At 41.4% G+C, this 23,297-nt stretch carries 19 protein-coding genes and 4 pseudogenes; 10 read left to right on the top strand and 13 right to left on the bottom strand.

Annotation, left to right across the window (positions count from 1 at the left end):
• Window positions 1–82: 82 nt before the first annotated feature.
• The 5 genes and pseudogenes from FB6_RS15030 to FB6_RS15010 all read left to right on the top strand — a co-directional run bounded on the left by FB6_RS15030 (window position 83) and on the right by FB6_RS15010 (window position 4,236).
• Complete coding sequence (locus FB6_RS15030) at window positions 83–1,015, top strand: LysR substrate-binding domain-containing protein (RefSeq protein ID WP_174560723.1); 933 nt, start codon at window positions 83–85, stop codon at window positions 1,013–1,015.
• Between the two features lie 254 nt (window positions 1,016–1,269).
• Window positions 1,270–2,576 (top strand): annotated as a pseudogene (locus tag FB6_RS15025) (MFS transporter).
• An 86-nt stretch (window positions 2,577–2,662) separates the two neighbouring features.
• Window positions 2,663–2,833, top strand: a complete 171-nt coding sequence (locus tag FB6_RS15020) for a GFA family protein (protein WP_174560722.1) — start codon at window positions 2,663–2,665, stop codon at window positions 2,831–2,833.
• A gap of 69 nt (window positions 2,834–2,902) precedes the next feature.
• Complete coding sequence (locus FB6_RS15015; protein ID WP_174560721.1) at window positions 2,903–3,613, top strand: SGNH/GDSL hydrolase family protein; 711 nt, start codon at window positions 2,903–2,905, stop codon at window positions 3,611–3,613.
• Between the two features lie 32 nt (window positions 3,614–3,645).
• A complete protein-coding gene (locus tag FB6_RS15010) occupies window positions 3,646–4,236 on the top strand; it encodes a uracil-DNA glycosylase family protein (RefSeq protein WP_174560762.1) in 591 nt (196 codons plus the stop codon).
• 21 nt (window positions 4,237–4,257) lie between these two features.
• On the opposite strand, the gene FB6_RS15005 is transcribed toward FB6_RS15010, so the two are convergent.
• The 3 genes and pseudogenes from FB6_RS15005 to FB6_RS16755 form a co-directional block, all read right to left on the bottom strand.
• Window positions 4,258–4,740, bottom strand: coding sequence for a pyridoxamine 5'-phosphate oxidase family protein (locus FB6_RS15005; RefSeq protein WP_174560720.1), 483 nt, complete (start codon window positions 4,738–4,740; stop codon window positions 4,258–4,260).
• 119 nt (window positions 4,741–4,859) lie between these two features.
• A pseudogene (locus tag FB6_RS16760) lies at window positions 4,860–5,267 on the bottom strand (EamA family transporter); the annotation flags it as partial.
• A 75-nt stretch (window positions 5,268–5,342) separates the two neighbouring features.
• Window positions 5,343–5,723 (bottom strand): annotated as a pseudogene (locus FB6_RS16755) (EamA family transporter); the annotation flags it as partial.
• Between the two features lie 130 nt (window positions 5,724–5,853).
• Between FB6_RS16755 and FB6_RS14995 the strand changes: the two are divergent.
• Entirely contained in the window at window positions 5,854–7,248 is a 1,395-nt protein-coding gene (locus FB6_RS14995) for a PLP-dependent aminotransferase family protein (protein WP_174560718.1), read from the top strand.
• A gap of 17 nt (window positions 7,249–7,265) precedes the next feature.
• On the opposite strand, the gene FB6_RS14990 is transcribed toward FB6_RS14995, so the two are convergent.
• A complete protein-coding gene (locus tag FB6_RS14990; RefSeq protein WP_174560717.1) occupies window positions 7,266–7,703 on the bottom strand; it encodes a hypothetical protein in 438 nt (145 codons plus the stop codon).
• Window positions 7,704–7,847: 144 nt separating this feature from the next.
• Between FB6_RS14990 and FB6_RS14985 the strand changes: the two genes are divergently transcribed.
• Window positions 7,848–8,462, top strand: a complete 615-nt coding sequence (locus FB6_RS14985) for a class I SAM-dependent methyltransferase (RefSeq protein WP_174560716.1) — start codon at window positions 7,848–7,850, stop codon at window positions 8,460–8,462.
• A 7-nt stretch (window positions 8,463–8,469) separates the two neighbouring features.
• Here the strand turns inward: FB6_RS14985 and FB6_RS14980 are convergent, their stop codons facing one another.
• Entirely contained in the window at window positions 8,470–10,029 is a 1,560-nt protein-coding gene (locus tag FB6_RS14980) for a phospholipase D family protein (protein WP_174560715.1), read from the bottom strand.
• Window positions 10,030–10,151: 122 nt separating this feature from the next.
• Between FB6_RS14980 and FB6_RS14975 the strand changes: the two genes are divergently transcribed.
• Complete coding sequence (locus FB6_RS14975; protein WP_174560714.1) at window positions 10,152–11,267, top strand: S-(hydroxymethyl)glutathione dehydrogenase/class III alcohol dehydrogenase; 1,116 nt, start codon at window positions 10,152–10,154, stop codon at window positions 11,265–11,267.
• A 71-nt stretch (window positions 11,268–11,338) separates the two neighbouring features.
• On the opposite strand, the gene FB6_RS14970 is transcribed toward FB6_RS14975, so the two are convergent.
• Both FB6_RS14970 and FB6_RS14965 read right to left on the bottom strand, forming a co-directional pair.
• Complete coding sequence (locus tag FB6_RS14970; protein WP_174560713.1) at window positions 11,339–12,559, bottom strand: aromatic amino acid transaminase; 1,221 nt, start codon at window positions 12,557–12,559, stop codon at window positions 11,339–11,341.
• Window positions 12,560–12,705: 146 nt separating this feature from the next.
• Window positions 12,706–14,297: pseudogene (locus FB6_RS14965) on the bottom strand (ATP-binding cassette domain-containing protein).
• Window positions 14,298–14,937: 640 nt separating this feature from the next.
• On the opposite strand from FB6_RS14965, the gene FB6_RS14960 reads away from it, so the two are divergent.
• The gene (locus tag FB6_RS14960) at window positions 14,938–15,999 is read left to right on the top strand and encodes a 3-deoxy-7-phosphoheptulonate synthase (RefSeq protein WP_174560712.1); all 1,062 of its coding nucleotides are present in this window, start codon (window positions 14,938–14,940) and stop codon (window positions 15,997–15,999) included.
• Between the two features lie 291 nt (window positions 16,000–16,290).
• Window positions 16,291–17,490, top strand: coding sequence for a PilT/PilU family type 4a pilus ATPase (locus FB6_RS14955; protein WP_174560711.1), 1,200 nt, complete (start codon window positions 16,291–16,293; stop codon window positions 17,488–17,490).
• Window positions 17,491–17,711: 221 nt separating this feature from the next.
• On the opposite strand, the gene gcvH is transcribed toward FB6_RS14955, so the two are convergent.
• The 6 genes from gcvH to FB6_RS16630 all read right to left on the bottom strand — a co-directional run bounded on the left by gcvH (window position 17,712) and on the right by FB6_RS16630 (window position 22,975).
• Window positions 17,712–18,086 (bottom strand): glycine cleavage system protein GcvH, encoded by a 375-nt coding sequence (gcvH, locus tag FB6_RS14950; RefSeq protein WP_174560710.1) that lies wholly within the window; start codon window positions 18,084–18,086, stop codon window positions 17,712–17,714.
• 71 nt (window positions 18,087–18,157) lie between these two features.
• The gene (locus FB6_RS14945) at window positions 18,158–19,186 is read right to left on the bottom strand and encodes a helix-turn-helix transcriptional regulator (protein WP_174560709.1); all 1,029 of its coding nucleotides are present in this window, start codon (window positions 19,184–19,186) and stop codon (window positions 18,158–18,160) included.
• Window positions 19,187–19,294: 108 nt separating this feature from the next.
• On the bottom strand, window positions 19,295–19,744 hold the full coding sequence (locus FB6_RS14940) for a MaoC family dehydratase (protein WP_174560708.1): 450 nt from the start codon (window positions 19,742–19,744) through the stop codon (window positions 19,295–19,297).
• Window positions 19,744–21,597 carry an ABC transporter ATP-binding protein gene (locus FB6_RS14935; protein WP_174560707.1) on the bottom strand — a complete coding sequence of 618 codons (1,854 nt, stop codon included), beginning with the start codon at window positions 21,595–21,597 and terminating at the stop codon, window positions 19,744–19,746. The genes FB6_RS14940 and FB6_RS14935 overlap by 1 nt, the downstream gene beginning before the upstream one ends.
• A gap of 105 nt (window positions 21,598–21,702) precedes the next feature.
• Entirely contained in the window at window positions 21,703–22,641 is a 939-nt protein-coding gene (locus FB6_RS14930; RefSeq protein ID WP_254592254.1) for a GGDEF domain-containing protein, read from the bottom strand.
• Complete coding sequence (locus FB6_RS16630) at window positions 22,613–22,975, bottom strand: hypothetical protein (RefSeq protein WP_254592253.1); 363 nt, start codon at window positions 22,973–22,975, stop codon at window positions 22,613–22,615. The genes FB6_RS14930 and FB6_RS16630 overlap by 29 nt, the downstream gene beginning before the upstream one ends.
• Between the last annotated feature and the right edge of the window lie 322 nt (window positions 22,976–23,297).

Raw genomic sequence — 23,297 nt, 5'->3', positions numbered from 1 at the left:
TTGATATCGATCATATATTGTTATTTCAAAAATAATAAAATAGAATTATTTGATAGATTGGATGCTAAAAGAATATGGAAATATGGATATCAAACAATTACGTTCCTTCGTCACGATTTCAGAAACCAAAAACATCACCAAAGCCGCGGCTTTACTCAATATCGTCCAACCTGCGGTTTCCCGGCAGATTCATTTGCTCGAAGAAGAATTGGGGATCGAACTCTTTGAACGCGGTCGGCATGGCATGCATTTAACCCATGAGGGCAAGGTGTTGGAAGGGTATGCACGTCGTGCCCTCAAAGAGATTGAAGCGGCTAAAATTGAACTCACTTCTTCAGATGGAACCTTGAAAGGCACTATTAATATTGGCATTCTGGCGAGCTTGAGTGAATTATTGTCTGTATCGCTGATGCGCGTGATTAAAAAGAAGTACCCGGAAGTTAATATCAAAATCACTGTGGGGTACTCAGGACATTTAAAAGAATGGCTGGAATCCGGTGATATTGATGTTGCCTTGATTTATGGGTCGGTCTCTTCAAAATTTTTGGATGTACAACCTATTGTCAGAGAGCAGCTCTGGCTGATTGGCCCGCATGATTCTGATTTAAGTCACCATCAACCGTTAAGTTTAGAAGAAGTGTCTGTCCATCCTTTGATCCTGCCTTATGCACCCCACCGTTTACGAACCTTGATTGAACAGGGCTTTAATCAGGAGTCATGCACACTCACGATTGGGGCTGAAATTAATGATTTAGCCGTACAAAAACAACTGGTCAAAGAAGGGTTTGGCTATACGATTCTGCCTTTGGTGGCAATGAAGAATGACTTGCAACAAAATTCTGTCAAAGTCGCCCCAATCAACCATCCATTTTTTACCCGGGATATTGCGCTGGCACTGCCGAATACCCGCCATATTTCCAAACTCGTGCATACCATCGCGCAAGATATTATCTATTGTTCCAAGGTGGCGGTGGAGGTGAAAGCATGGCTGGGTGGTGAATGGATTGGAAAATAAAACGCAGTGGTTATTTCAGTTTCTTATCAATTCAATCAAATAATTTGATTGAATTGAATGGGGTTGGATATCTATATAAGTTAATGTTTTTTAAAAATTAAAAATGTTATATAAAATAGTAATGTTTAATTTTCCACTCATAAAGATTGTTTGAGATTTTTTATTCTGCTAACTATAGCGAAAATTGATGCTAAAAAATTTTGAACAGTATTGAGGCTGTGAAGTCTGAATGCATATGGCTAAGGAGAAGCCTAATGAGTGGAACGGTATCACAGGATCTGGGTAGACCTGATAAAAAAACCCGAATCAAATCAATTATCGGTGGTTCTGCAGGTAACCTGGTCGAATGGTATGACTGGTTTGCCTACAGTATGTTCACCCTGTATTTTGCCCGATCATTTTTCCCGGCAGGAAACCAGACGGTCGAGTTATTACAAGCCGCGGCTGTCTTTGCCGTAGGTTTTTTAATGCGACCGATCGGCGCATGGATGATGGGTATCTTTGCAGATCGTAAAGGCCGTAAAGCCGGCTTGACTTTGTCTGTAACTTTAATGTGTATCGGCTCGCTGCTCATTGCCTGTTCACCAACCTATGATCAAGTCGGTTTGGTTGCACCAGTAATTCTGATCATTGCACGCTTGTTACAAGGCTAAGCGTAGGCGGGGAGTATGGTGCAAGTGCGACCTACCTCAGTGAAATGGCAGGAAAAAACCGCCGCGGATTATTCTCCAGCTTTCAGTATATGACCATTCTGGCAGGTCAATTACTGGCTTTGTTTACACTGATCGTCTTGCAGAATATTTTGACCGAGCAGCAGCTCTATGAATGGGGCTGGCGTATCCCGTTCTTTATTGGTTCGGTTTTAGCCTTGCTGATTTTCATCATTCGACGCGGCATGGTAGAAACGCAGTCTTTCAAAAATGCCGACCGTACCAATGCACCCAAATCAAGCGCATTAGCTTTGTTTAAGCACCATCCCAAAACAGCGCTGGCGGTGATCTTTTTAACGGCAGGTGGTACATTGTCTTTTTATGCCTATACCACCTATATGCAGAAGTTTTTGGTCAATACCTCTGGATTTACCAAAGAAACGGCAACCATGATTTCGGCGGCCTCTATTTTTGTATTGATGTTACTACAGCCTATTGTCGGACTGATTTCCGATCTCATTGGGCGTAAGCCGGTGATGATTTTCTTTGGTGCTGGCGGTGTATTGTTTACTTATGCCATTTTTACTTTAATCGCGCAGACGTCTAATCCTTATGTGGCATTTGGTTTAATTGTCTTTGGTATGCTGTTTGTCTCTGGCTATACCGCGACAGGTGCCGTCATTAAGTCTGAAATGTTCCCAGCGCATATTCGTGCCTTAGGTGTGGCTTTGCCTTATGCGATTGCCAACACGATTTTTGGTGGAACTTCAGAGCTTATGGCCCTACAGTTTAAGAGTATGGGACATGAAAACTACTATTTCATTTATGTCACTATAATGGTTGGTATTTGCTTGATTTACTTCCTTAGAATGAAAGAGCAAAAGCAAAATAGCCTGATTTTAGAAGATTAAAAGCCAAGCACCCCCCAGAAAAATAAGCCTGAACAGGCTTATTTTTTTTTCGGTACCCAATGTGAAATGCCAAGGAGATCTGATTGATGTATAAAGCATCCTGCTTGTGTGGTGGCGTTCAAATCCGGATAAAACAAGAGATTCAGAATATTTATGTCTGTTATTGCAAACAGTGCCAGAAGGCACAGGGTTCAGCTTTTGTTGCTATTGCCCCGATTGATCTGAAAAATCTGCAGATCTATGAGGGGCAGATGTAGATTGGGTCAATGCATTTCAAGCCATAACAGCATATATTGCTCATGACTTCATAGTGACTCCCATGATTTATGTTATTAAAACTTTCAACGATTGCACTTATTCCATCGCTGATCATTCAGGGCAATGCCGTTAAAAAAAATACCTTACGTTTAGCAGAACCCGATGGCGAGCGTCAGGGTACGATTGGAACAGGAAAAGCATTGTCTGTTTTAATTTTAGGAGATTCTGCAGCCGCAGGAGTCGGGGTGAAAATTCAGCAAGATGCTTTACTCGGTGCAGTATTGCAGCAGTTAAAAGATGTCTATGAAATCTATTATCAGCTTGAAGCCACAACTGGTCATACTACTGGACAAGTAATTAAAACAGCGAAAAACATGTCAGCTCAACACTTTGATGTGGTGATTACCTCGGTCGGAGTGAATGACATTAACAAACTGACCTCTCCTCAAGCCTGGATTAAACAACAGCAGCAACTTTATGCGCAAATCAATCAGAAATTCACACCTGAATTAGTTATTGCCTCCGGTGTGCCACCGATGAATATGTTTCCTGCCTTGCCTAATCCACTGGCCTGGTTATTCGGTCAATATTCTAAAAGCATGAATCAAAAACTAGGGAAATTTGTCCATTCACAAGCCAATATGCAATGGATTGAATATGATCTGGAACGGTTTAAACGTCTAAATCTGGAAATGGCCGTGGATGGATTTCATCCCAGCAAGGAAATTTACGCACTTTGGGCTGAACAAGTGGCACATCATATCCGTAAAATGTTTTAATTATCTTCGATATTGATAAATAAATTACTATGTTGACAGAATCAGAAATCGAAACCCATCCACTCGAACCATTTCTACCTAGCAATGCCAAGTTATTGATGTTGGGAAGTTTTCCGCCACCTAAAACACGCTGGAAGATGGAATTTTATTATCCTAATTATCAAAATGATATGTGGAAAATCTTTGGTCTGGTGTTCTTTCAAAATAAAGAGCACTTTCTGGATATTGAAAATAAAAACTTTAAAGAACAACAAATTCGTGAGTTTTTAACAGAGAAAGGCATCGCGATTTTTGATACTGCTTATCAAGTCATTCGCCTGAAAGGCAATGCCTCAGATAAATTTCTGCAGATTGCTCAAGCGACTGATTTAGCTAAATTACTACAGCAAATTCCACTCTGTCACAGCATTATGACCACGGGCGATAAAGCCACAGACACCTTAATACTGTCCATGCCAGAACAGACGACGAAACCTCAAATTGCTCAACCCTCTACAGCCTATTTTGCTGAACGAGAGCTGACGCTTTATCGTATGCCATCGTCATCACGCGCCTATCCTTTGGCTGTAGACAAAAAAGCCGAAGCTTATGCTCAGTTATTTAAGGAAATAGGCTTACTATAAGTAGGTTTTAATCAGTCTTTTTTAGGCGAATGGCGTCATTTGGGGATATTGCACCCATTTAAAAGCCTGCACGCTAAAGTCTCGCACATGGCTAAAATCGGACCAGATCAATTGACTGCCCTTGGTCCATTGTAGACTGTGAATCCGTCTGGAAACTTGATGCAGCTCGTCCGGATTGGCAGGACGAAGATCACCGATTTCAACATAGAGGCGTACACCAGGATAATCGCTAAACTGGCCTTTCAATAAAGACTTGAGCCAAAACATACGGCTGCTGTTAATCGCCTGGATGCAGGCCTTGTTGTTATGTGGCAAATTTTCTTTGAAAGACTCCGCATAACGATCAAAGAAAAAACCGCTCTGATTGTCCCTTAAAAATAAGGTGCCGATAGGGCAAATGGAGGGCTGTAAATCTTGATCGACCGTTGCTATCGAACAGTGCATGGCAGCACGCTGCGCATCATTCACGACTTTGCAAATGTGCTGCCATTGTTGAACATTCATTTTTATTTTCCTTTTTTATTTTTAAAGATTATTCAGTAACCTGACATTTACATGGATCATTTAAACATGAATAGAAATTACTCTTTGTTGATTCTCCTGACTGGTCATTCAGGGGGATTTTAGGCAAATCCTTTTGCCAACATGACACACATCACCACGGCAATACACACCAGAATCATCTCTACACTGATGCTTTCTCCCAGAATGACTGCACAGAGGGTTAAGCCTATAAAGGGCTGGATCAGCTGGATTTGTCCGACTTTCGCAATTCCACCCATGGCTAGACCTTTATACCAGAAGAAAAAACCAATCAGCATGCTGAATAGGGAGACATAAGCCAGACCTGCATAAGCAGAATAAGACACGTCAGCAAAATTATCCGGAAAATAGTACAGCGTTAAAATCAACATAAGAGGGAAGGCAACAATCAGTGCCCAGCAGATTACTTGCCATCCGCCCAAGGTTTTGGATAAATGTCCACCTTCTGCATAACCCAGACCACATGCCAGAACCGCTGCAATCATATACAGATCACCTTTAGATAAATGCTGTGAATGATCATTGATCAGCATAAAAGCCACCACAAAACCGCTGCCTAGCAGGGTAAATAACCAGAACTTTGCATTCGGATGCTCACCGGCTCTCATCACGCCGAATATGGCCGTGCAAAGTGGAAGCAAAGCCACAAACACCAAAGCTCTAGAGGCAGCTATGTTTTGTAAGGCCAGTGCACTAAATAAAGGAAATCCGACGACTACACCCAGACTAACAATGATCAGGGATTTGTACTGATCAGCTTGAGGACGCTGCTGTTTAAACCAGAGCAAACACAAGAGCGCTAACACGGCTGCAATGCTTGCACGAATGGCAGTTAAAAATGTAGGACTAAAACCGCTTACTGCAATTCGGGTTGCCGGCATCGAACCTGCAAAAATCACCACGCCCAGCAACCCGTTTATCCAGCCGATATTTGTTCTGTTCATTGGTTATTTCTCATTAAATTTAGAACAATTTAACGAGAAAAAAATAGCGCTGACATATACAGGGCAATACAATTTATGATTACTGTTATGCTAAATTAAGCAGTACAGTTGAACTGTTGGTACCTTGGTCATGACCCAAACAAAGATTGAAATAGTCATTCAGCTTATAAAACAGAATATAAATAACAAAAGTCTAATCGCAGGCTCACGTTTACCTTCAGTGCGTCAATATGCGCAGCAATTAAATTATTCGGTTTCTACCATTGTAGAAGCTTATGCACGACTGGTCGCAGAAGGCATCATCGAATCCAGAGCAGGGGCTGGATATTACATTCTAGGTAAACCCGTGCAACCAATTCCTATTGAACAGCATATTCAGTATGACCGGGAAATTGATCCGCTGTGGATTTCCAGACAATCTTTAGAAGCAAAAAATGCCGTGCTCAAACCGGGCTGTGGCTGGTTACCCCCGGACTGGATGCCTGAACAGACCATTCGTAAAGCCTTAAAAATAGCAGCAAAATCAGAAGGATCGCTGTTAATTGATTATGCGCTTCCACATGGACATCTGCCACTCAGACAATATCTCGTCCGCAAAAAGGAAAGTTACGATTTAAAAGTTCATCCTAATCAGATTCTGATTACTGATTCAGCAACACAATCGATTGATCTGATTTTTAGATTATTATTGCAGCCGGGTGATATTGTGCTGCTGGATGACCCATGTTATTTCAATTTTCAGGCCTTGATTCAAGCGCATCATTTACGCGCTGTCGCAATTCCATTTACGGAACAGGGGCCGGATCTGGAGCATTTTGCCCAAGCGCTGCAGTTAAAACCTAAAATATATCTGACCAATTCAGGTATCCATAATCCTACAGGCGCGACACTTTCCTTAGCAACGGCTTATCAGATTGCCCGAATGGCCGAGCAGGCCAATATGCTGATTATTGAAGATGAAATTTTTTCCGATTTTGAATATTTACCTGCCCCCCGATATGCGGCACTCTCAGGGCTTTCCCATGTGATTCAGATTGGCAGTTTTACCAAAACGCTGTCTGCCGCTGTGCGCTGTGGTTATATTCTGAGTAATTTAGAAAACATTGAAAAATTGATTGATTTAAAAATCGCAATCCACTTCAGTAACAGTAATCTGAATGCAGAAATCATCTATCAATCACTGATGGATAGCAGCTATCCCAAACATTTGGAGTGGTTAAAAAAACAATTGATTAAAGCCACCAATGAGACGATTCAAAGGCTTGCCCAGTTAGAGATTTATCCTTGGACTGTACCGAAAGCAGGCATATTTTTATGGTGTAGATTGCCGCAACATATGGATGCTTCAAAACTTTCTAAAATCTGCTTACAACAGGGCATCATTCTGGCACCCGGAAATTCATTCAGTCAGTCTGCACAAGCCGGGCAATTCATGCGTTTCAATGTGGCGCAATGTATTGATAAGAAAGTTTTTGATGTACTGGAAAATGCCATGAAAACTTATTCACACACTGCTATTAACTGAGTTAAAAACAGCAAAAACTAGCCATCATATTCAACATAGTCCCATAAATTTAAACGGGCTTTAATTTCTTTACGAATATTGGGTAACATTGGCAGCAAGGTGCCATCAATCCATAAACTTAAGGCTTGCGCAGAAATCACCTGTTGATGGGCATCAATTATTTTTGCGCCCTTGACCATGACCAGCGTTTCTTCACTGGCTTCGGTTTCAATGCCTTTAAACAGCACTTGCAGCTCAAAACCTGTATCCTGAATCAGCCATTCCAGTTCCAGCTGCACATTTTCACTGGATTTTAAAACCACCTGACCTTCAATCAGCTCAGAATTGGACTGACAATCATGCTCCACACGAACTTTCGCTAAAAACCACTCTTGAGCGCCTAACTCTTCAAGGGTTTTATAGGGCGTTAAAATGTCACTTAAATTAAATTGCCGGCTTAAATCAAAAAATTGCATTGCAGAAGGTCACGATCGGGAGAGAGTGAGTTAAATACTCGAAAAGTGGAATGTTAAAGCAAAGCAAGGTGGGAGTAAAACATTTGCAGGGATTGATCGAAATTTTGTATAAATACTATTCAACTCACTATAACTCAATAAAAAATGTGCATAAAAGAAGTCCTTAGCCCAATCAATCTGAGAAATCCTGATGATGCAGCGCAGTGGGCCAACGAAGTCAATCTGAAAAGACCCTGGCGAGTCCAATTTTTTGATTATTATGCGACGTTGATCCAGCAACAACAACGCGTAGAAATACTGGAAATTGGTTCAGGTCCGGGAGATCTGGCGAAACATGTATTAGGACGATGTCCTGATATTCACTATAGCGCCTTTGATTTTTCCGAAGCCATGCATAAGCTATCTAGAAGTAAGTTGCTCACTCATGAGCTGGAACGAGCTGATTATAGGGTGGGAGATTTTAAACAGACAGGCTGGGCAGATGCATTAGCCCAATATGATCTGGTCATCATCCACCAAGCATTACATGAATTACGCCATAAAGCTTATGCACTGGATTTTCATAAAATCGTCAAAAACAAGCTGCTCAAAGCCGGTGCCTGCTATTTGGTCTGTGACCATTTGTATGCCGAAGGCGCTATGACGAATCCAGATCTCTATATGTCTAAAGACGAGCATATACAATGTTTACAACAGTCCGGATTCCATGTTGAGCTTCCATTGGAAATAAAAGGTCTGTGCCTATTTCAATGTCATTAACATGTCATTACATCATCCATTCAATTGGGAAGTATGAAACAATTTTTGTACTAAAACGCTGGAATCTGGTCGTTTCGGGATCATGTAAATATTCAATAGTAGTACCATCTTTACGATGATCCAGCCAAATGACTTCACCCTGTGGGTTGAGTTTGAGTTCATAGGCAATCTGCGGTAAATATTTGTCCAGCGAGGTTGAAATCTGATTTTGTAAAATATCAGATTCAACCACCAAGCCCACTTCGCTGTTTAAGTTGGCAGAACGCGGGTCAAAATTAAATGAACCAATAAACACCATGCCATCAATATCAAAAAATTTGGCATGCAAACTGGACGCATTTTTACCTTTGGCAGGAATCACGTTGCCGGTGACTACTTCATACCAGGTACGCTTATTGCGCTCGATATAGGGTTTAAACTCGTACAGTTTTACGCCACTTTGCAGTAAATCATGACGGTATTTTTTATAAAAAGCATGCACCAATGGTACATCATTGGCTAGAAATGAATTGGTCAATACCCGGACTTTGACTTTATTGTTCGCCAGTTTGGCTAAATAATCCGTGCCTTTGCGGGTCGGAACAAAATAGGCGGAAACCAGCTCCATGTGCTGTTTTGGTTCCCCCATAATCTTGAAGATTTGTCGATAAATCAGTTGATCCTGACTGGCCTGACCGCGAATTTTCTCCGGAGAATCGGCTACAAAATATGCTTTTGCCCAGTTGATAGGACGGTCATTTAAATGTTCATTGACCTGTTTTTCTGCAAATTCAATTCGTCTTTTTAACTGATCTTTTTGCAGTGCAGTCAGTTCATAATATTTGCGTAATTTGGAGAGCTGTCCAGGTTTGCTGTTACCCAAAAGCTGTGGCACTGAATAACTTAAATCATTATTCCAGAACTGATGAAAGACCTGATTGGCCTGATGCACAGCCGTGCCGTAGAACAAAATATCCATATCGGTAAACTGGAAATTGTCACTGGCTTCAAAATATTCACGGCTGATATTGCGTCCACCAGTCACCGCAATGGCACCATCGGCAATAATCAGCTTATTGTGCATACGGTGATTGATTTGATTAAAACGGAACACATAATCAAACATACGCAATGATCTAAATCTAAAGGTATATGGATTGAAGATTTTAATTTCAAAATTGGGATGCTGAGCCAATTGTTTTAAGGTCGCATCGAGTTGAGAACCATTTTGATCATCAATCAATAAACGAACTTTGACCCCGCGATCAGCAGCTTTGAGCAGTTCTGCCAGCATCAGTTGACCGATTGAATCATCTTCCCAAATGTAATATTGCAAATCGAGATTATGTTGTGCCTTATTAATCAGATGCAGTCGTGAGGCGATACTGATAAAGGCATCATCCAGCGCCAGATAAGCCGTTAACCCCTGATTTAATTGTGTATCGACATTTGAACCGTTTAACCAGTGTTCAGCATGAACCTGAATGGGAGACTGCTTTTGTGATTCATTCTTCGACAAAATGCACCCCGTCATTGTAAAAAGTATAAAAGCAAACATGACAGCATGCATGTATGGTGTAATCTGCATAATTGTTATGAAGTCATAAAGTTATAAGTACATATTATCACCATGTTATAGGTTGAATCTGACAATAAAAAGAGGTTACTGTAGCTCATCTGTTAAAGAACCCAACAAAGGATTATCAATTCATGAAATCACGTGCAGCTGTCGCATTTGGTCCAGGTCAACCTCTGGAAATTGTGGAAATTGATGTGGCTCCACCTAAGGCAGGAGAAGTTCTGGTTAAAATTACCCACACGGGTGTATGTCATACCGACGCTTTTACTTTATCCGGTGATGATCCTGAAGGTGTGTTTCCTGCAGTGTTAGGTCATGAAGGCGCGGGTGTGGTGGTTGAAGTCGGTGAGGGCGTAACCAGTGTCAAACCGGGCGATCACGTGATTCCACTTTACACCGCAGAATGTGGCGAGTGTTTATTCTGCAAATCAGGCAAAACCAACCTCTGTGTTGCAGTGCGTGCTACTCAAGGTAAAGGCTTGATGCCAGATGGCACGACGCGTTTTTCTTATAATGGCCAGCCAATTTATCACTATATGGGCTGTTCAACCTTTAGTGAATATACCGTGGTGGCTGAAGTTTCTTTAGCGAAAATTAATCCTGAAGCCAATCCTGAACATGTTTGCTTGCTGGGCTGTGGTGTGACTACAGGTCTGGGTGCGGTGAAAAATACAGCCAAGGTTCAAGAAGGTGACACAGTTGCGGTGTTTGGTCTGGGCGGTATTGGTTTAGCGGTGGTTCAGGGTGCGAAGAAAGCCAAAGCTAGCCGTATTATCGCGGTGGATACCAATCCTGAAAAATTTACTTTAGCCCAGCAGTTTGGTGCGACTGAATTTTTAAACCCTAAGGATTATGACAAGCCGATTCAGGAAGTGATTGTTGAAAAAACCGGTTGGGGTGTGGACCATTCTTTTGAATGTATTGGTAATACCAATGTGATGCGTTCAGCACTGGAATGTGCTCATCGTGGTTGGGGACAATCGATTATTATTGGTGTTGCTGGTGCAGGTCAGGAAATTTCTACCCGTCCATTCCAGTTAGTAACCGGTCGTACCTGGAAAGGTACAGCCTTTGGTGGGGTGAAAGGACGTTCGCAACTGCCGGGTATGGTGGAAGAAGCCATGACGGGTGATATTCAACTTGAACCTTTTGTGACCCATACTATGGGACTGGAAAAAATTAACGAAGCTTTTGATTTGATGCACGAAGGCAAATCAATTCGTTCCGTGGTTCATTTTGAAGATTAATTTTCCATTTGAAGATTAAGCTTCCATGAAAATAAAAAACGGGCAGATCGCCCGTTTTTTATTTGGCAAAATTAAGCTGTTGCTTTGATTTCTGTTTCCTTGATCACTGCGGCCATGGATTCAGCCACATAATCAATATTGCTTAAATTAAGGCCAGCAGCGCACATACGGCCACTACGTACCAGATAGATACCATATTGATCTTTTAAAATATCCACCTGTTCAGCGCTTAAACCAGTATAACTAAACATGCCTTGCTGTTTCACCAGATAGCTAAAATCACGTTCAGGTAAAGCCTGAGTGAGCTTATCTTTTAAAAGGTGACGCATTTTAATAATCCGTTCACGCATGTCTTGCAGTTCAGCTTGCCACATCGCTGTAAGCTTCTCATCATGCAGCACATTGTCGACCAACAGTGCCCCTGTAGTTGCCGGACTAGAGTAAATACGACGCACAGTCGCTTTTAACTGACCCAAGACCTTTTGTGCAGTGGCTTGATCATCACAGACAAAAGTCAGACCGCCCACACGTTCACCATACAGCGAGAAAATTTTAGAGAATGAGTTGCTGACAATAAAATTCATTCCAGCTTGATCTAAAGCACGAATCGCGTAAGCATCTTCTTCAAGCCCTTGACCAAAACCCTGGTAAGCAATGTCGAGGAAAGGAATCAGATCCTGCTTTTGCAATACAGCAATCACTTGGTCCCATTCCGCAGGCGTTAAATCTGCACCGGTCGGGTTATGGCAACAAGGATGTAATAACACAATACTTTTTGCCGGAAGCTGGTTTAATTTTTCCAGCATCGCTGGTACATTCACGCCGTTGCTTGCTGCATCAAAATAAGGGTAGAAGTGTGAATGAATACCCGCACCATTAAAAATGGCAATGTGGTTTTCCCAGGTTGGCTGGCTGACCCAGACATCGGATTCCGGAAAATATTTCTTTAAGAAATCAGCACCGACTTTCAGCGCACCAGAACCGCCTAAAGTTTGAATGGTTACCGCACGGCCGTCGCGTCGAGCAGGACTGTCTGCACCCAAAACCAAGGCCTGAGTGGCCTGGTTATAAGACTTCAAACCATCCATGGGCAAATAAAGTTTGACCTTATCATTGCTTGATTCAATGTTTTTATAGGCAGCTTTAACGGCATCTAATTGAGGCACAATATTGTCTTCATTGTAATAAAGTCCAATACTCAAATTCACTTTTTGTGTGCGTTCATCTTTACCAAATTCTTCCATCAGCGAAAGAATTGGATCACCTGCATAAGTATCAACATGTTGGAACATGAATACATCCTTCATTAAATGTAAAACAAATCAAGCCATCGGCATGAACAGCATTCTAGCGGTTAATTGCGCAGGCGTGCTGTATTTTTGCCAATTTTCAAACTAAATGCTTATATTGGCCAGAGAGAAGCCTCATAGGTGCAGCACTATCGTTCAGCCCGGTGACCGAGTTGAAATGAATCGGTGATTTTACAATCTTCAATAAAACGTCGGTCATGGGACACCAGAATGACAGCACCCTTATATTCAGCAATCGCTTGAGCCAAAATATCCCTCGATTCAATATCCAAATGATTTTCAGGTTCATCGAGTAACAATAAATCATAAACAGTGGCAGATTGACTGATGGCCAATAAGGCAACTTTCAATTGTTCACCGCCACTGAGCTGACCCAGTGGTATTTGTGACTTTTCGCCGCGTATACGCAGTTGACCCAGTAAATTGCGCCATTCCACGTCACTGACCGATGCATTGGCGGCCTTGAGATTTTCTACAGCATTCAGTTCAGCTTTCAAAAAACTGAAATTTTGATCCAGATAAAAACTGCACCCAGAAAATAAGATTTCAGGAGTTTGTAACAGTGAATGCTGAGCAAGCAGTTTCAACAGACTTGATTTGCCCACGCCATTTTCACCTTGCAGATGAATTTTTTCGCCGGCCTTTAAGGCAAAACTGATTTTTTGACGGGAACCGTGTGCCAAAACCAATTGATTGTTTCTTAAAATTTCACTACTTTTGATACTACGATTAAAAAAATGTAATTGCTGTGGTTTCACCGTTTCCAGCCGAATTTGTTTGTCTTTCACTGCATCATTGGCACTGCTGATTTGCCGGTTCTGTTGCTGTTTCAGCGCAGAAAGACTTTGACCAGCCTATTCCTTTTTAAAGTCGAGCAGAATTTTGGCTTGAGAATTCGAATCACGTAATTGATTACCGCTACGCTGCCTTTTTTGTGCCTTAATCAGATTTTACTGCTGCTGATGTTTCAGCTGCTTCAATTCACGCTGATCTTGCTGAAGCGCTTGTTGTAGGGCTTCTGTCTGTAATTGCATTTGCTCAACATAGTGGCTGTAATTGCCCGTATAGTGGGACAGGCCATGTTCGTTCAAGGCATAAATATGCTGCATTTCATCCAGCAAAGCCCGATCATGACTAATGACCAAGGCTCCGGCAGGATGCTGTTTTAAACAGGACATCAGCCAATCTCTGGACCTGTTGTCTAAATGATTACTGGGTTCATCCAGGAGTAGGTAATGATCCTTCAATAAAAACAGGCGACAGAGTGCCAGTTTGGTTTTTTGCCCTTCGCTCAATTGTGAAACCGGAAAATCCAGATCTACCGGTAGATCTGCCTGTTGTATTGCATTTGCCACAAGGGCGGTAAATGCCAGCCATTTTCCACGCTTTCATAGTCTTCAAGTTCGGCTGTGCCTTCTTCTATACGTTGAAAAGCCAGATGCTGCCGTTCCACATCTAAAGCCTGAGCAATATTTTCTCCATCCAGTCGTTGTAACTGCGGTAAATACGCATGCGGCATTTGCCAGGCAATTTCACCGTTCAATGGAAAATGTGGAGAAGACTGATGCAAAATCTGCATCAGAACCGATTTTCCCTGCCCATTTCGACCAATGAGCGCAGAATTTTGCTGGGCAGGTAGGGTAAATTTAAGCTGCTGAAAAAGGGTTTTGTGGGGAAACTCGACGCTGAGTTGAGAAACTACACATGCCTGCTGAGTCATAAGAACCTCATAAAAACAGGATGCACAAAATAGAAAAAACAGAGATAAATATGAACGCAGAAGCAATCAGCCTATTTTGCACATCAAAAAATAAAATATAAATTGATGAAAAAAAGGACTTACTTCATTGGCGTATAACTCGAAAGAAAAAAGAGGGGAATGTCCACTATTTTAAGTATTTTTTGCAAAAGGTCAAATTTCAGCCATTTTTGCTGAGCAAGATATATAAGTAAAAGTTTACTGATTGATGTATTTTTATTTTGTATAAAACTATTGTCAAATCGTTGAATACAGCGTATTTTAACTTTCAGACAGATACTTTTTTTGAAGAAATAAAGATGTTGAAGCAACCTGTACTCTCAAACGCAACTTATTATTTTTGGCAATTTAGATAATTGCCTGAATGCGTTCGGGCAAGAAAATGGTTGCCCACCAAGTTACTACCTGATCGGCAACCCTGATCAGGTTTTTTTTTACTTTATTTTTTTACACATTTTTGGAGCCATACCATGAAAACATTAAACTACGCATACTTTAGCAACTTTTATTGGTTTTACTTTAGTCAACTTATGACGCAATCCACTAGACCCATAACGCTCAAATAAAAGATTGGACTGATTGAAGTCCACAGGAAAGACCAATGAATGCTCTCAATACTGCTTTACAACACAATCAAACAACTGCAAAAGAAACAATTCTAAGTTTGCCGCATCAATTAAAGGCGCAATTGCCTTTATCTGCCCGATTGGCTGAACAAATTGCCGAGCAACGTCAAACCATTCAAAATATATTAGCAGGCAAGGACCATCGTCTGATGGTAATCACCGGCCCATGTTCAATTCATGACCCGGTATCTGCACTCGAATATGCACAAAAATTACAACAACTCCAAAGCCAGGTCGAAGATCAAATTTTCCTGGTCATGCGTGCCTACATTGAAAAACCACGTACCACCATCGGTTGGAAAGGTTTCTTGTACGACCCCAATTTAGACGGTTCATCCAATATGCAATTGGGCCTGGAAAAATCACGCGAGCTCTACCTGCAAATTATTGAAATGGGCTTGCCGATTGCATCGGAAATTTTAAGCCCAATGGCGACCGGGTATTTTGATGATTTACTGGCTTGGGGTGCCATTGGAGCACGCACCAGCGAGTCGCAGATTCACCGTGAAATCTCTAGCCATATGCCTTATAGCATTGGTTTCAAAAATGGCACCGATGGTTCAATTCAAATTGCATTGGATGCCATTCAGTCCGCATCCCATCCGCATCAATTCTTAGGTCTGGGCCAATCTGGCTTACCGTGTATTTTAGAATCGCAAGGAAACCCAAAGGCCCATTTGATTTTACGTGGTGCAAATTCAGGTCCAAATTATCAATTGGCTGAAATTGAAAAGATCAAAGAAAAAATGAAAGGGGAATTACCGGCTTTGGTGATTGATTGCAGTCACGGTAATAGCCATAAAAATCCGCTTTTACAACCTGAAGTGTTGCGTTGCATTATCGCTGAACGTATGCAGACCCATGTTCGTGGTGTAATGCTAGAAAGTCATCTGGTTGATGGACAGCAAAAAATTTCCTGTGAGATGACTTATGGTCAGTCAGTCACGGATGGCTGTTTAGGTTGGGATAAAACCCAGCAATTGCTGATCGAGATGGCTGAGCAACTACGTGTTTCTGAATTAAAACGTAGTGCTTAATTCTTTTTAAATATCTTCCTGATTTGAATAAAACCTCTTGAACAAGGGGTTTTATTTTGCAATTTATCTGATTTTTGCTGATTGATTAAATTTGCAACAATATTTTTATGACGTAGTATGCAATATTTGCAATTTTTTATAACCAATTAAAACTTATAGATTTGAGCCAAAGGATGGATTTATGCACAATGTTGAGTATACATTTTAAATAATAACTTATTGTTTAATAAATACTAATTCACTTGTTCTGGCTATTGATTGGTATTGCAGACAATTTTAAATGGGGAACATATGTATACTTTAGAGCTATTGGAAGAAGCGCGTAAAATCATATTTCACATGCTGACCAAGGTGGTCGAATATGGAGGTTCGGATTTATTTATTTCCGCCGATTTTCCGCCCAGCATCAAACATCAAGGCTTAATGAAACCGATTGGACAACAGGCACTCACGGCGGATAAAACCAAGTTATTTGCCTATAGTTTGATGAATGAAAAACAGCGTCAGGAATTTGAAACCGAACTGGAATGTAATTTTGCCATCAGTGTACCCAATGTTTCGCGTTTCCGGATTAATGTCTTTCAGCAGCAATTACAAGTGGGTATGGTCATCCGAACCATTACCGCCGAGATTCCAAATTTTGCCCAGCTAAAACTGCCGGAAACCTTAAAAGATGTGATGATGGCAAAACGTGGCCTGGTTTTGGTGGTGGGTGCGACCGGTTCCGGTAAGTCGACCTCTTTAGCCGCCATGATTGATCATCGTAATGAAAATTCTGCCGGGCATATCATTACCGTTGAAGACCCGGTTGAGTATGTGCATAAACACAAAAAATCGATGATTACGCACCGTGAAGTGGGTGTGGATAGCCATTCATGGCACAATGCTTTAAAAAATACCTTGCGTCAGGCACCGGATGTCATTTTGATTGGTGAAATCCGGGATACTGAAACCATGGAGCATGCCATTGCCTTTGCTGAAACCGGACATCTATGTTTAGGTACGTTACATGCAAACAATGCCAATCAAGCGCTGGATCGCATCATTAACTTTTTCCCAGAAGAGCGACGCAATCAATTATTGATGGACTTGTCTTCAAATATGAAAGCTATTATTTCCCAGCGTTTGGTACGCACCCAAGATGGTCGTGGCCGTCGTGCGGCGATTGAAATTCTGCTGAATACACCCTTGATTGGCGATAATATTCTGAAAGGCCAATTTCATGAACTCAAAGAAATCATGAAAAAATCCCGTGAGCTGGGAATGCAAACATTCGATCAGGCTTTATACGAACTATATAATGAAGGCGCAATCAGCTATGAAGAAGCCTTACGTAATGCAGACTCTATGAATGAATTACGCTTACAGATCAAATTGAAGAGTAACCGGCAAGATGATGCGGTTCCAGGTTCAGCTGCATCTTTCAGTATGGTGCAGGATAAGACCTCAGAAGAAAACGAGGCACAGCAGAACGAACAAGCAACAACCTAATTCAGAGTCAAGTTTGTATTACTGCATGATAGGCATTAACCAAGAGCGGTTAATGCCTATTTTTTATCTAAATATTTATTTTAAAAAATATACTGACTTGCGGTGATCAATAAAAAGAGATGACGATTTATGGTCTTTTTTTGATGGATTTTCATTGTAAGGTATCCTCTAAAATAAAAAAATCAGCCCTAAAGACTGATTTTTTTTAAGATGAAGCTGAATTATAAACCAGCTTCATATTCGCTGCTAGAAAGGAGTTTTTCTACATCAGCCATGTTGTCTGGTTTAATTTTATAAATCCATCCCTTGCCATAAGGATCATCATTAACAAAATCCGGGTCATCTTCAAGTGCTGAATTGACTTCAACCACTTCACCTGAAACAGGGGCATGAATGTCAGAAGCGGTTTTAACTGACTCGACTACACCTGCCTGTTCACCGGCAGTAATGTGCTGACCCACTTCAGGGGCCTCTACATACACCAGATCACCCAAAGCGTCCTGTGCATGGTCGGAAATACCGGTAATAACCAGATCACCTTCAACTTTGACCCATTCGTGAGTACTAGCGTACTTTAATTCTGCAGGGTGATTCATTGCTGACTCCTTTAAAATATTCAAATCATTTTTGCCATGTTTTATACAGGTTTTTTGATAAAAACAAAAGTTTATAAATACGGATCTTTGCGCCAGTTGCTTGGACTGCGACCACTCCAGCGCTTAAAAGCCCGACTGAAATTGGCCACATCACTATAGCCCAGTTCATCGGCAATCAGCTCTAGGGTGTAATCGGTTCGGGAAAGCAGCGAGGTGGCATGACGATAGCGGACTTCATCGACCAAGGTCGAAAAAGAGGTTCCTTCTGCTGCTAGTTGCCGTTTTAAAGTACGATCCGACATATGCAGCCGATCTGCGACATTTTCGATACTTAAATAATGCTGCTCTGAATTGGTTAAAATGTCACGTACCCGCATGGCCAAGCGTCGGCGTTCACCTAATGCAGAGAGTTCGGCTTCACATTGGTTAATGGCAATCTGGCTGGCAATCGGGTCAGCATTGACCATTTTTAAGCCCAGATATTTTTTATCGAAACTGGAAAGTAAATGCGGTTGCTCAAAACGGAAAGTATGCGATGGAAATTTCGCCATATAGCGTTCAAAACCGGGCGGTTGAGCAAAATCAAAATCAATTTCACCGGATAAATCTTCACAACCGGTTAAGGCTTTTGCCATGGTGATAATACCGAAAGTCAGGGCAATGGTAATTTCGGTTCGTAAAGGTTCGATGTCAAAATCACATTGCAATTGCAGCGTGGCTTTTTCACCAAAGGTAGAGAAATAAAGCTGTAAAAAGGGTAGACGCAGCTGAATAAAGCGGTTGGCGAGCACCAAGGCATCGGTAATATCATGCGCAGTCATAATGGCATAGCCAATAAAGCCATGAATGGAAATTCGCATTTGGGTACCCAAATGAAAACCCAGCGTCGGTTCACCAGTTAAACGTAATGCATGTTTAATCAGCTCATTTGCAACAGGCGTGGGAATACGAAAATTGGGATCGGCCAATTGTTCACTGTTTAAATGAAACGGGGTAAACAGTGCTTCTGCATTGTAGCCCCAACGGGACACTACATCTAACAGCAGTAGCCCGTAAACACCGGGTATTCCTTGATCCTGTCTAGGAGAAATCGTTTTCATGCGCCATCCATTGCATTCATTCGTTTTTCTATTTGTCGCTGCCATATTGGCATGAATTGAACGTGTATCTTGTTAAAATTGTTCGACAATATTTTTAAAGCCCGAAGCTCATTCAGGCTGAACATCCTTTTTAAAGACCAGAATTTTAGTGGTTGATATAAGTAATACATCATTATTCTGATTCAAGGCCTGAGTCACATAACTGACTATAGCGCGGTCAGTTTTGCTTTTTGATGGCGTAATTGCCACAATTTCGACCTCGACATGAATCTTATCGCCAGGACGGGTCGGACGTGGCCAGCGCAGACTGGATTCTGAACCAATCAAGCCATACGCCACCGGAAAACATTCGGTCCATAAACGCATGGTGACGGCACAAGTGTGCCAGCCACTGGCTGCAATACCTTGAAAAACAGGATGCGCTTTGGCCTGATCTTCATCGGTATGAAACACTTGCGGATCATAAGCATGTGCAAACTGTTTGATTTCTTCTAAAGTCATTTCATATTCGCGGCTAATGAAACGGTCACCGACTTTTATATCTTCCAAATACAGCATCAATGGATATCCTTTTTCTTTAATGTCTGTTGTTCTATCAAAAAACTGCCGCTTTGTCTTTGCCACAAATGCGCATAAATTCCGCCTAATGCGACCAGTTCATCATGCGTACCTTGTTCAACGATTCGGCCTTCATCCAGCACCACCAGACGATCCATCTGGGCAATGGTGGATAATCGATGCGCGATGGCAATCACGGTTTTATCCTGCATCAACTCATCCAGACTGGACTGAATTGCCGCTTCAACTTCAGAATCTAACGCACTGGTGGCTTCATCTAAAATCAAAATAGGGGCATCTTTAAGAAATACCCGGGCAATGGCAATACGCTGACGTTGTCCGCCTGACAATTTCACGCCCCGTTCACCCACATAGGCTTCATAACCGGTTTTGCCGCGCAGGTCGGTCAGCGATGGAATAAAGTCTTCGGCTTTGGCCTTACGCACCGCCTCAAACATTTCTTCATCTGTTGCATTCGGGCGACCATACTTAATATTTTCAGCCACAGTACGGTGTAATAAAGAGGTATCCTGAGTCACAAAAGCAATATTTTTACGCAGACTGTCCTGAGTCACATCTTGGATGTTTTGACCATCAATCGAAATACGACCTTGGTTGATGTTGTAAAAATGCAGTAACAGTTGAATTAAGGTCGATTTTCCTGCGCCAGAACGACCGACAATCCCGATTTTTTCACCCGGTCGAATGGTTAAATTAAAATGCTCAATCACGTTTTTATTTTGATAAGCAAAGCTGACATCTTCAAACTTGATTTCACCATGCTGTACCTGTAGAGGCTGCGCATCTTTCTTGTCTTGAATGCTGATAGGTCGGCCCATGGTTTTCATGCCATCCTGAATGGTCCCGACATTTTCAAACAGGGCCGAAGTTTGCCACATCATAAATTCAGCAATACTATTCAGTTTTAAAATCATCGCGGTCGTCGCGGCAATAATCCCCAGTTCTGCCTGACCATTGATCCAGAGCCAAATCGCGGTGCCTAAAACGCCTACATATAGCACTACGCTCAATAAATTGATGCTGATTTCGTATTGTGCACCTAGACGCATTTGCTTATAGACCGTGACCATAAAGCCTTGCATGGATTCTTTTGCATAATGGCTTTCACGGCCGGCATGGGCAAATAATTTCACGGTCTGAATATTGGTATAGGCATCTGTGACGCGACCGGTCATGACGGCACGAGCATCGGCCTGTTTACTTGAAATTTGACTCAAACGGGGAATAAAAAAACAGGCAGCGCAGATAAACAGCACCAGCCAAAGCAACAGAGGTAAAATCAGCAGTGGGGAAATGGCACCCAAGACCAGACTGATGGTCACAAAATAGATCAGCACATAGGCCAGCATGTCACCCAAAATCACCCAGAATTCACGCACTGCCAAAGAGGTTTGCATGACTTTGGCCGATAAACGCCCGGCAAAGTCGTTATGGAAAAAATCCAGACTTTGCTGCAACAGTAAATTATGGAAACGCCAGCGTAAGCGCATGGGAAAAGTACTGTATAAAACCTGATGCTTAATAATAGATTGCAGAGTTGCGAAAAAAATATTGGCCAGTAGAATGCAGGTCAGCAGGGTGAGATTTTGGCTGTGTTCAGCTAAAAATGTATCGGGTTGGCTCTTGCTTAACCAGTTAACTAAATCACCAATTTTTGAATAAAAAAAGGCTTCAAAACTCGCAGCGCCTGCAGTAAATAACACCAACAACAACAAATAGGGACGCACGCCTTTGGCTGCTTGCCAGACAAAAGGAAAAAAGCGGGTGGGCAGTGGTTCGTTTAAGCCTTGGTTGGGATAAGGATCGACGAGTTTTTCAAACCATTTAAGCATGCAGGCAACCTGAGAATTTTACTGTAATTGATCAAAACTTGATTTTTAACCCAGTTTAAAGGATTCAGGTTGTGTAAACCATGCTGATTTACAGCATTAAAGCGGCTAACTGCAAAAGTCCATACAGTTATAGTGGATCACACGATTACGGCCCTGACGTTTTGCTTCATATAGTGCAATATCGGCATGTTTAATTAAATGACTTAAATCAGTCTGATTTTGTTCTATCTTGGAAACACCAATTGAAACTGAAAAGTTTAGTGCATGATGATCTAACTGGATCGTATGTTGTTCCATCTTGTGACGCAAACGTTCAGCAATCTTCAAGGCATCGGACTGAGAAGTGTGTGGTAGTAAAACGATAAATTCTTCTCCGCCAAAACGTGCAAGCATGTCATTGTGTCGCATTTCCTTACGAGCAATTTCGGCAATACAGCACAATACTTGATCACCTACATCGTGTCCAAATTGATCATTAATACTTTTAAAGCGATCTACATCAAAAATCAGTAGACTAGTACTCTCGGTATCAGCAGTGGCCTGAATTCTACGTTCAGCGGCATAAACAAACTGTCGGCGGTTACTCAGTTGGGTTAATTCATCTGTATGAGCAAGTTTTCGTAATGTATGATAATTCCAGTCATCCAGTAAGGCCCTTAAAAAGTTTTTACGTGAATTTAGAGTATTGTTCCAGCAAATATAAATACTAAATAGCAGGATGGGCACATAGACGAAGAGAAAAATAATAAATTCATTGAATGTATTTAAGCGCCATATACCGTGCAGAATTGCTGCCGTAATCATGGCTGTACTGATCAGTGATGGCCGAAAATGTACCTGAACGCAAAGATTACCTAAAACAATGAAAATGACTGCTGCATATTGATATGTCGCAACCAATGAACTGGTGGACTGCAGGAGAATCTCAAACCATAAAATAGTAGATACACAGGTGGAAAAAGGTAAAATCATATCTAGCAGTTGAATCTGCTTAATATATTTAAATAAAAAAAAGTTAAGTGTTAAGCCACTCAAGATAGCCATGATTCGAATTATGCCAGAAAGAATTTCTACATCCGGCAATCTCAGCATAGTCAGCCCAGAAATAAATAAGAAAAGCCAACTGAGCAAAATAATTTACTTGTCGTAAATATTTTTTTTGATGGTAATACTGAAATTTATGGTAGGCGCTTTTGAACTGATTAGGAATACGTGCAATTGGATCACTCAGGGCTTGCTCCATACATGCACGACTTTGAGTGTCACACGATTCGGCATTGATAAGTGTATGTTTGACTGGTGTTTGATTCATAGAGTCAAACAAGGGCTCTGAAGGTGTAATCACTGATTTTTTAGAAGGGTTAGAGTTTCCTTCCATGATCAAGTTCCTATTTTTGATGTTTTTTTGCATCTATTAACAAATAATATACAAATGAAACCGTATTTGTATACATTTTAATATATCAATAAGTAAATTTTTTTAAGCCGTATTCTAGATTCTGATTTAAGCCATCTATGGTTATGGTATGAGAAAAATGAATGATTCAGGTATCAAAATCCTGTTGTTGACAATATGCATTTATTTTTATGATTAAATTTTAATTATTTAATAACTCATGGCTGATATACATCAACGAAGAAATAATTGAAGCTTGCAGAAAACCCACAAAAAGAAAAATGAGCACTTAACTGCAAAATAG

This window comes from Acinetobacter bouvetii, assembly GCF_902753875.1.
Lineage (GTDB): Bacteria > Pseudomonadota > Gammaproteobacteria > Pseudomonadales > Moraxellaceae > Acinetobacter > Acinetobacter bouvetii_A.
This window is presented reverse-complemented; position numbering and strand designations above follow the sequence as displayed.

Bases quoted from the DNA above. Each gene is read 5' to 3' on its own strand.
- FB6_RS15030 (WP_174560723.1), top strand. From the start codon at position 83: ATGGATATCAAACAATTACGTTCCTTCGTCACGATTTCAGAAACCAAA.
- FB6_RS15020 (WP_174560722.1), top strand. From the start codon at position 2,663: ATGTATAAAGCATCCTGCTTGTGTGGTGGCGTTCAAATCCGGATAAAA.
- FB6_RS15015 (WP_174560721.1), top strand. From the start codon at position 2,903: ATGTTATTAAAACTTTCAACGATTGCACTTATTCCATCGCTGATCATT.
- FB6_RS15005 (WP_174560720.1), bottom strand. From the start codon at position 4,740: ATGAATGTTCAACAATGGCAGCACATTTGCAAAGTCGTGAATGATGCG.
- FB6_RS14995 (WP_174560718.1), top strand. From the start codon at position 5,854: ATGACCCAAACAAAGATTGAAATAGTCATTCAGCTTATAAAACAGAAT.
- FB6_RS14990 (WP_174560717.1), bottom strand. From the start codon at position 7,703: ATGCAATTTTTTGATTTAAGCCGGCAATTTAATTTAAGTGACATTTTA.
- FB6_RS14985 (WP_174560716.1), top strand. From the start codon at position 7,848: ATGTGCATAAAAGAAGTCCTTAGCCCAATCAATCTGAGAAATCCTGAT.
- FB6_RS14980 (WP_174560715.1), bottom strand. From the start codon at position 10,029: ATGCAGATTACACCATACATGCATGCTGTCATGTTTGCTTTTATACTT.
- FB6_RS14975 (WP_174560714.1), top strand. From the start codon at position 10,152: ATGAAATCACGTGCAGCTGTCGCATTTGGTCCAGGTCAACCTCTGGAA.
- FB6_RS14970 (WP_174560713.1), bottom strand. From the start codon at position 12,559: ATGTTCCAACATGTTGATACTTATGCAGGTGATCCAATTCTTTCGCTG.
- FB6_RS14960 (WP_174560712.1), top strand. From the start codon at position 14,938: ATGAATGCTCTCAATACTGCTTTACAACACAATCAAACAACTGCAAAA.
- FB6_RS14955 (WP_174560711.1), top strand. From the start codon at position 16,291: ATGTATACTTTAGAGCTATTGGAAGAAGCGCGTAAAATCATATTTCAC.
- gcvH (WP_174560710.1), bottom strand. From the start codon at position 18,086: ATGAATCACCCTGCAGAATTAAAGTACGCTAGTACTCACGAATGGGTC.
- FB6_RS14945 (WP_174560709.1), bottom strand. From the start codon at position 19,186: ATGAAAACGATTTCTCCTAGACAGGATCAAGGAATACCCGGTGTTTAC.
- FB6_RS14940 (WP_174560708.1), bottom strand. From the start codon at position 19,744: ATGCTGTATTTGGAAGATATAAAAGTCGGTGACCGTTTCATTAGCCGC.
- FB6_RS14935 (WP_174560707.1), bottom strand. From the start codon at position 21,597: ATGCTTAAATGGTTTGAAAAACTCGTCGATCCTTATCCCAACCAAGGC.
- FB6_RS14930 (WP_254592254.1), bottom strand. From the start codon at position 22,641: ATGGCTATCTTGAGTGGCTTAACACTTAACTTTTTTTTATTTAAATAT.
- FB6_RS16630 (WP_254592253.1), bottom strand. From the start codon at position 22,975: ATGGAAGGAAACTCTAACCCTTCTAAAAAATCAGTGATTACACCTTCA.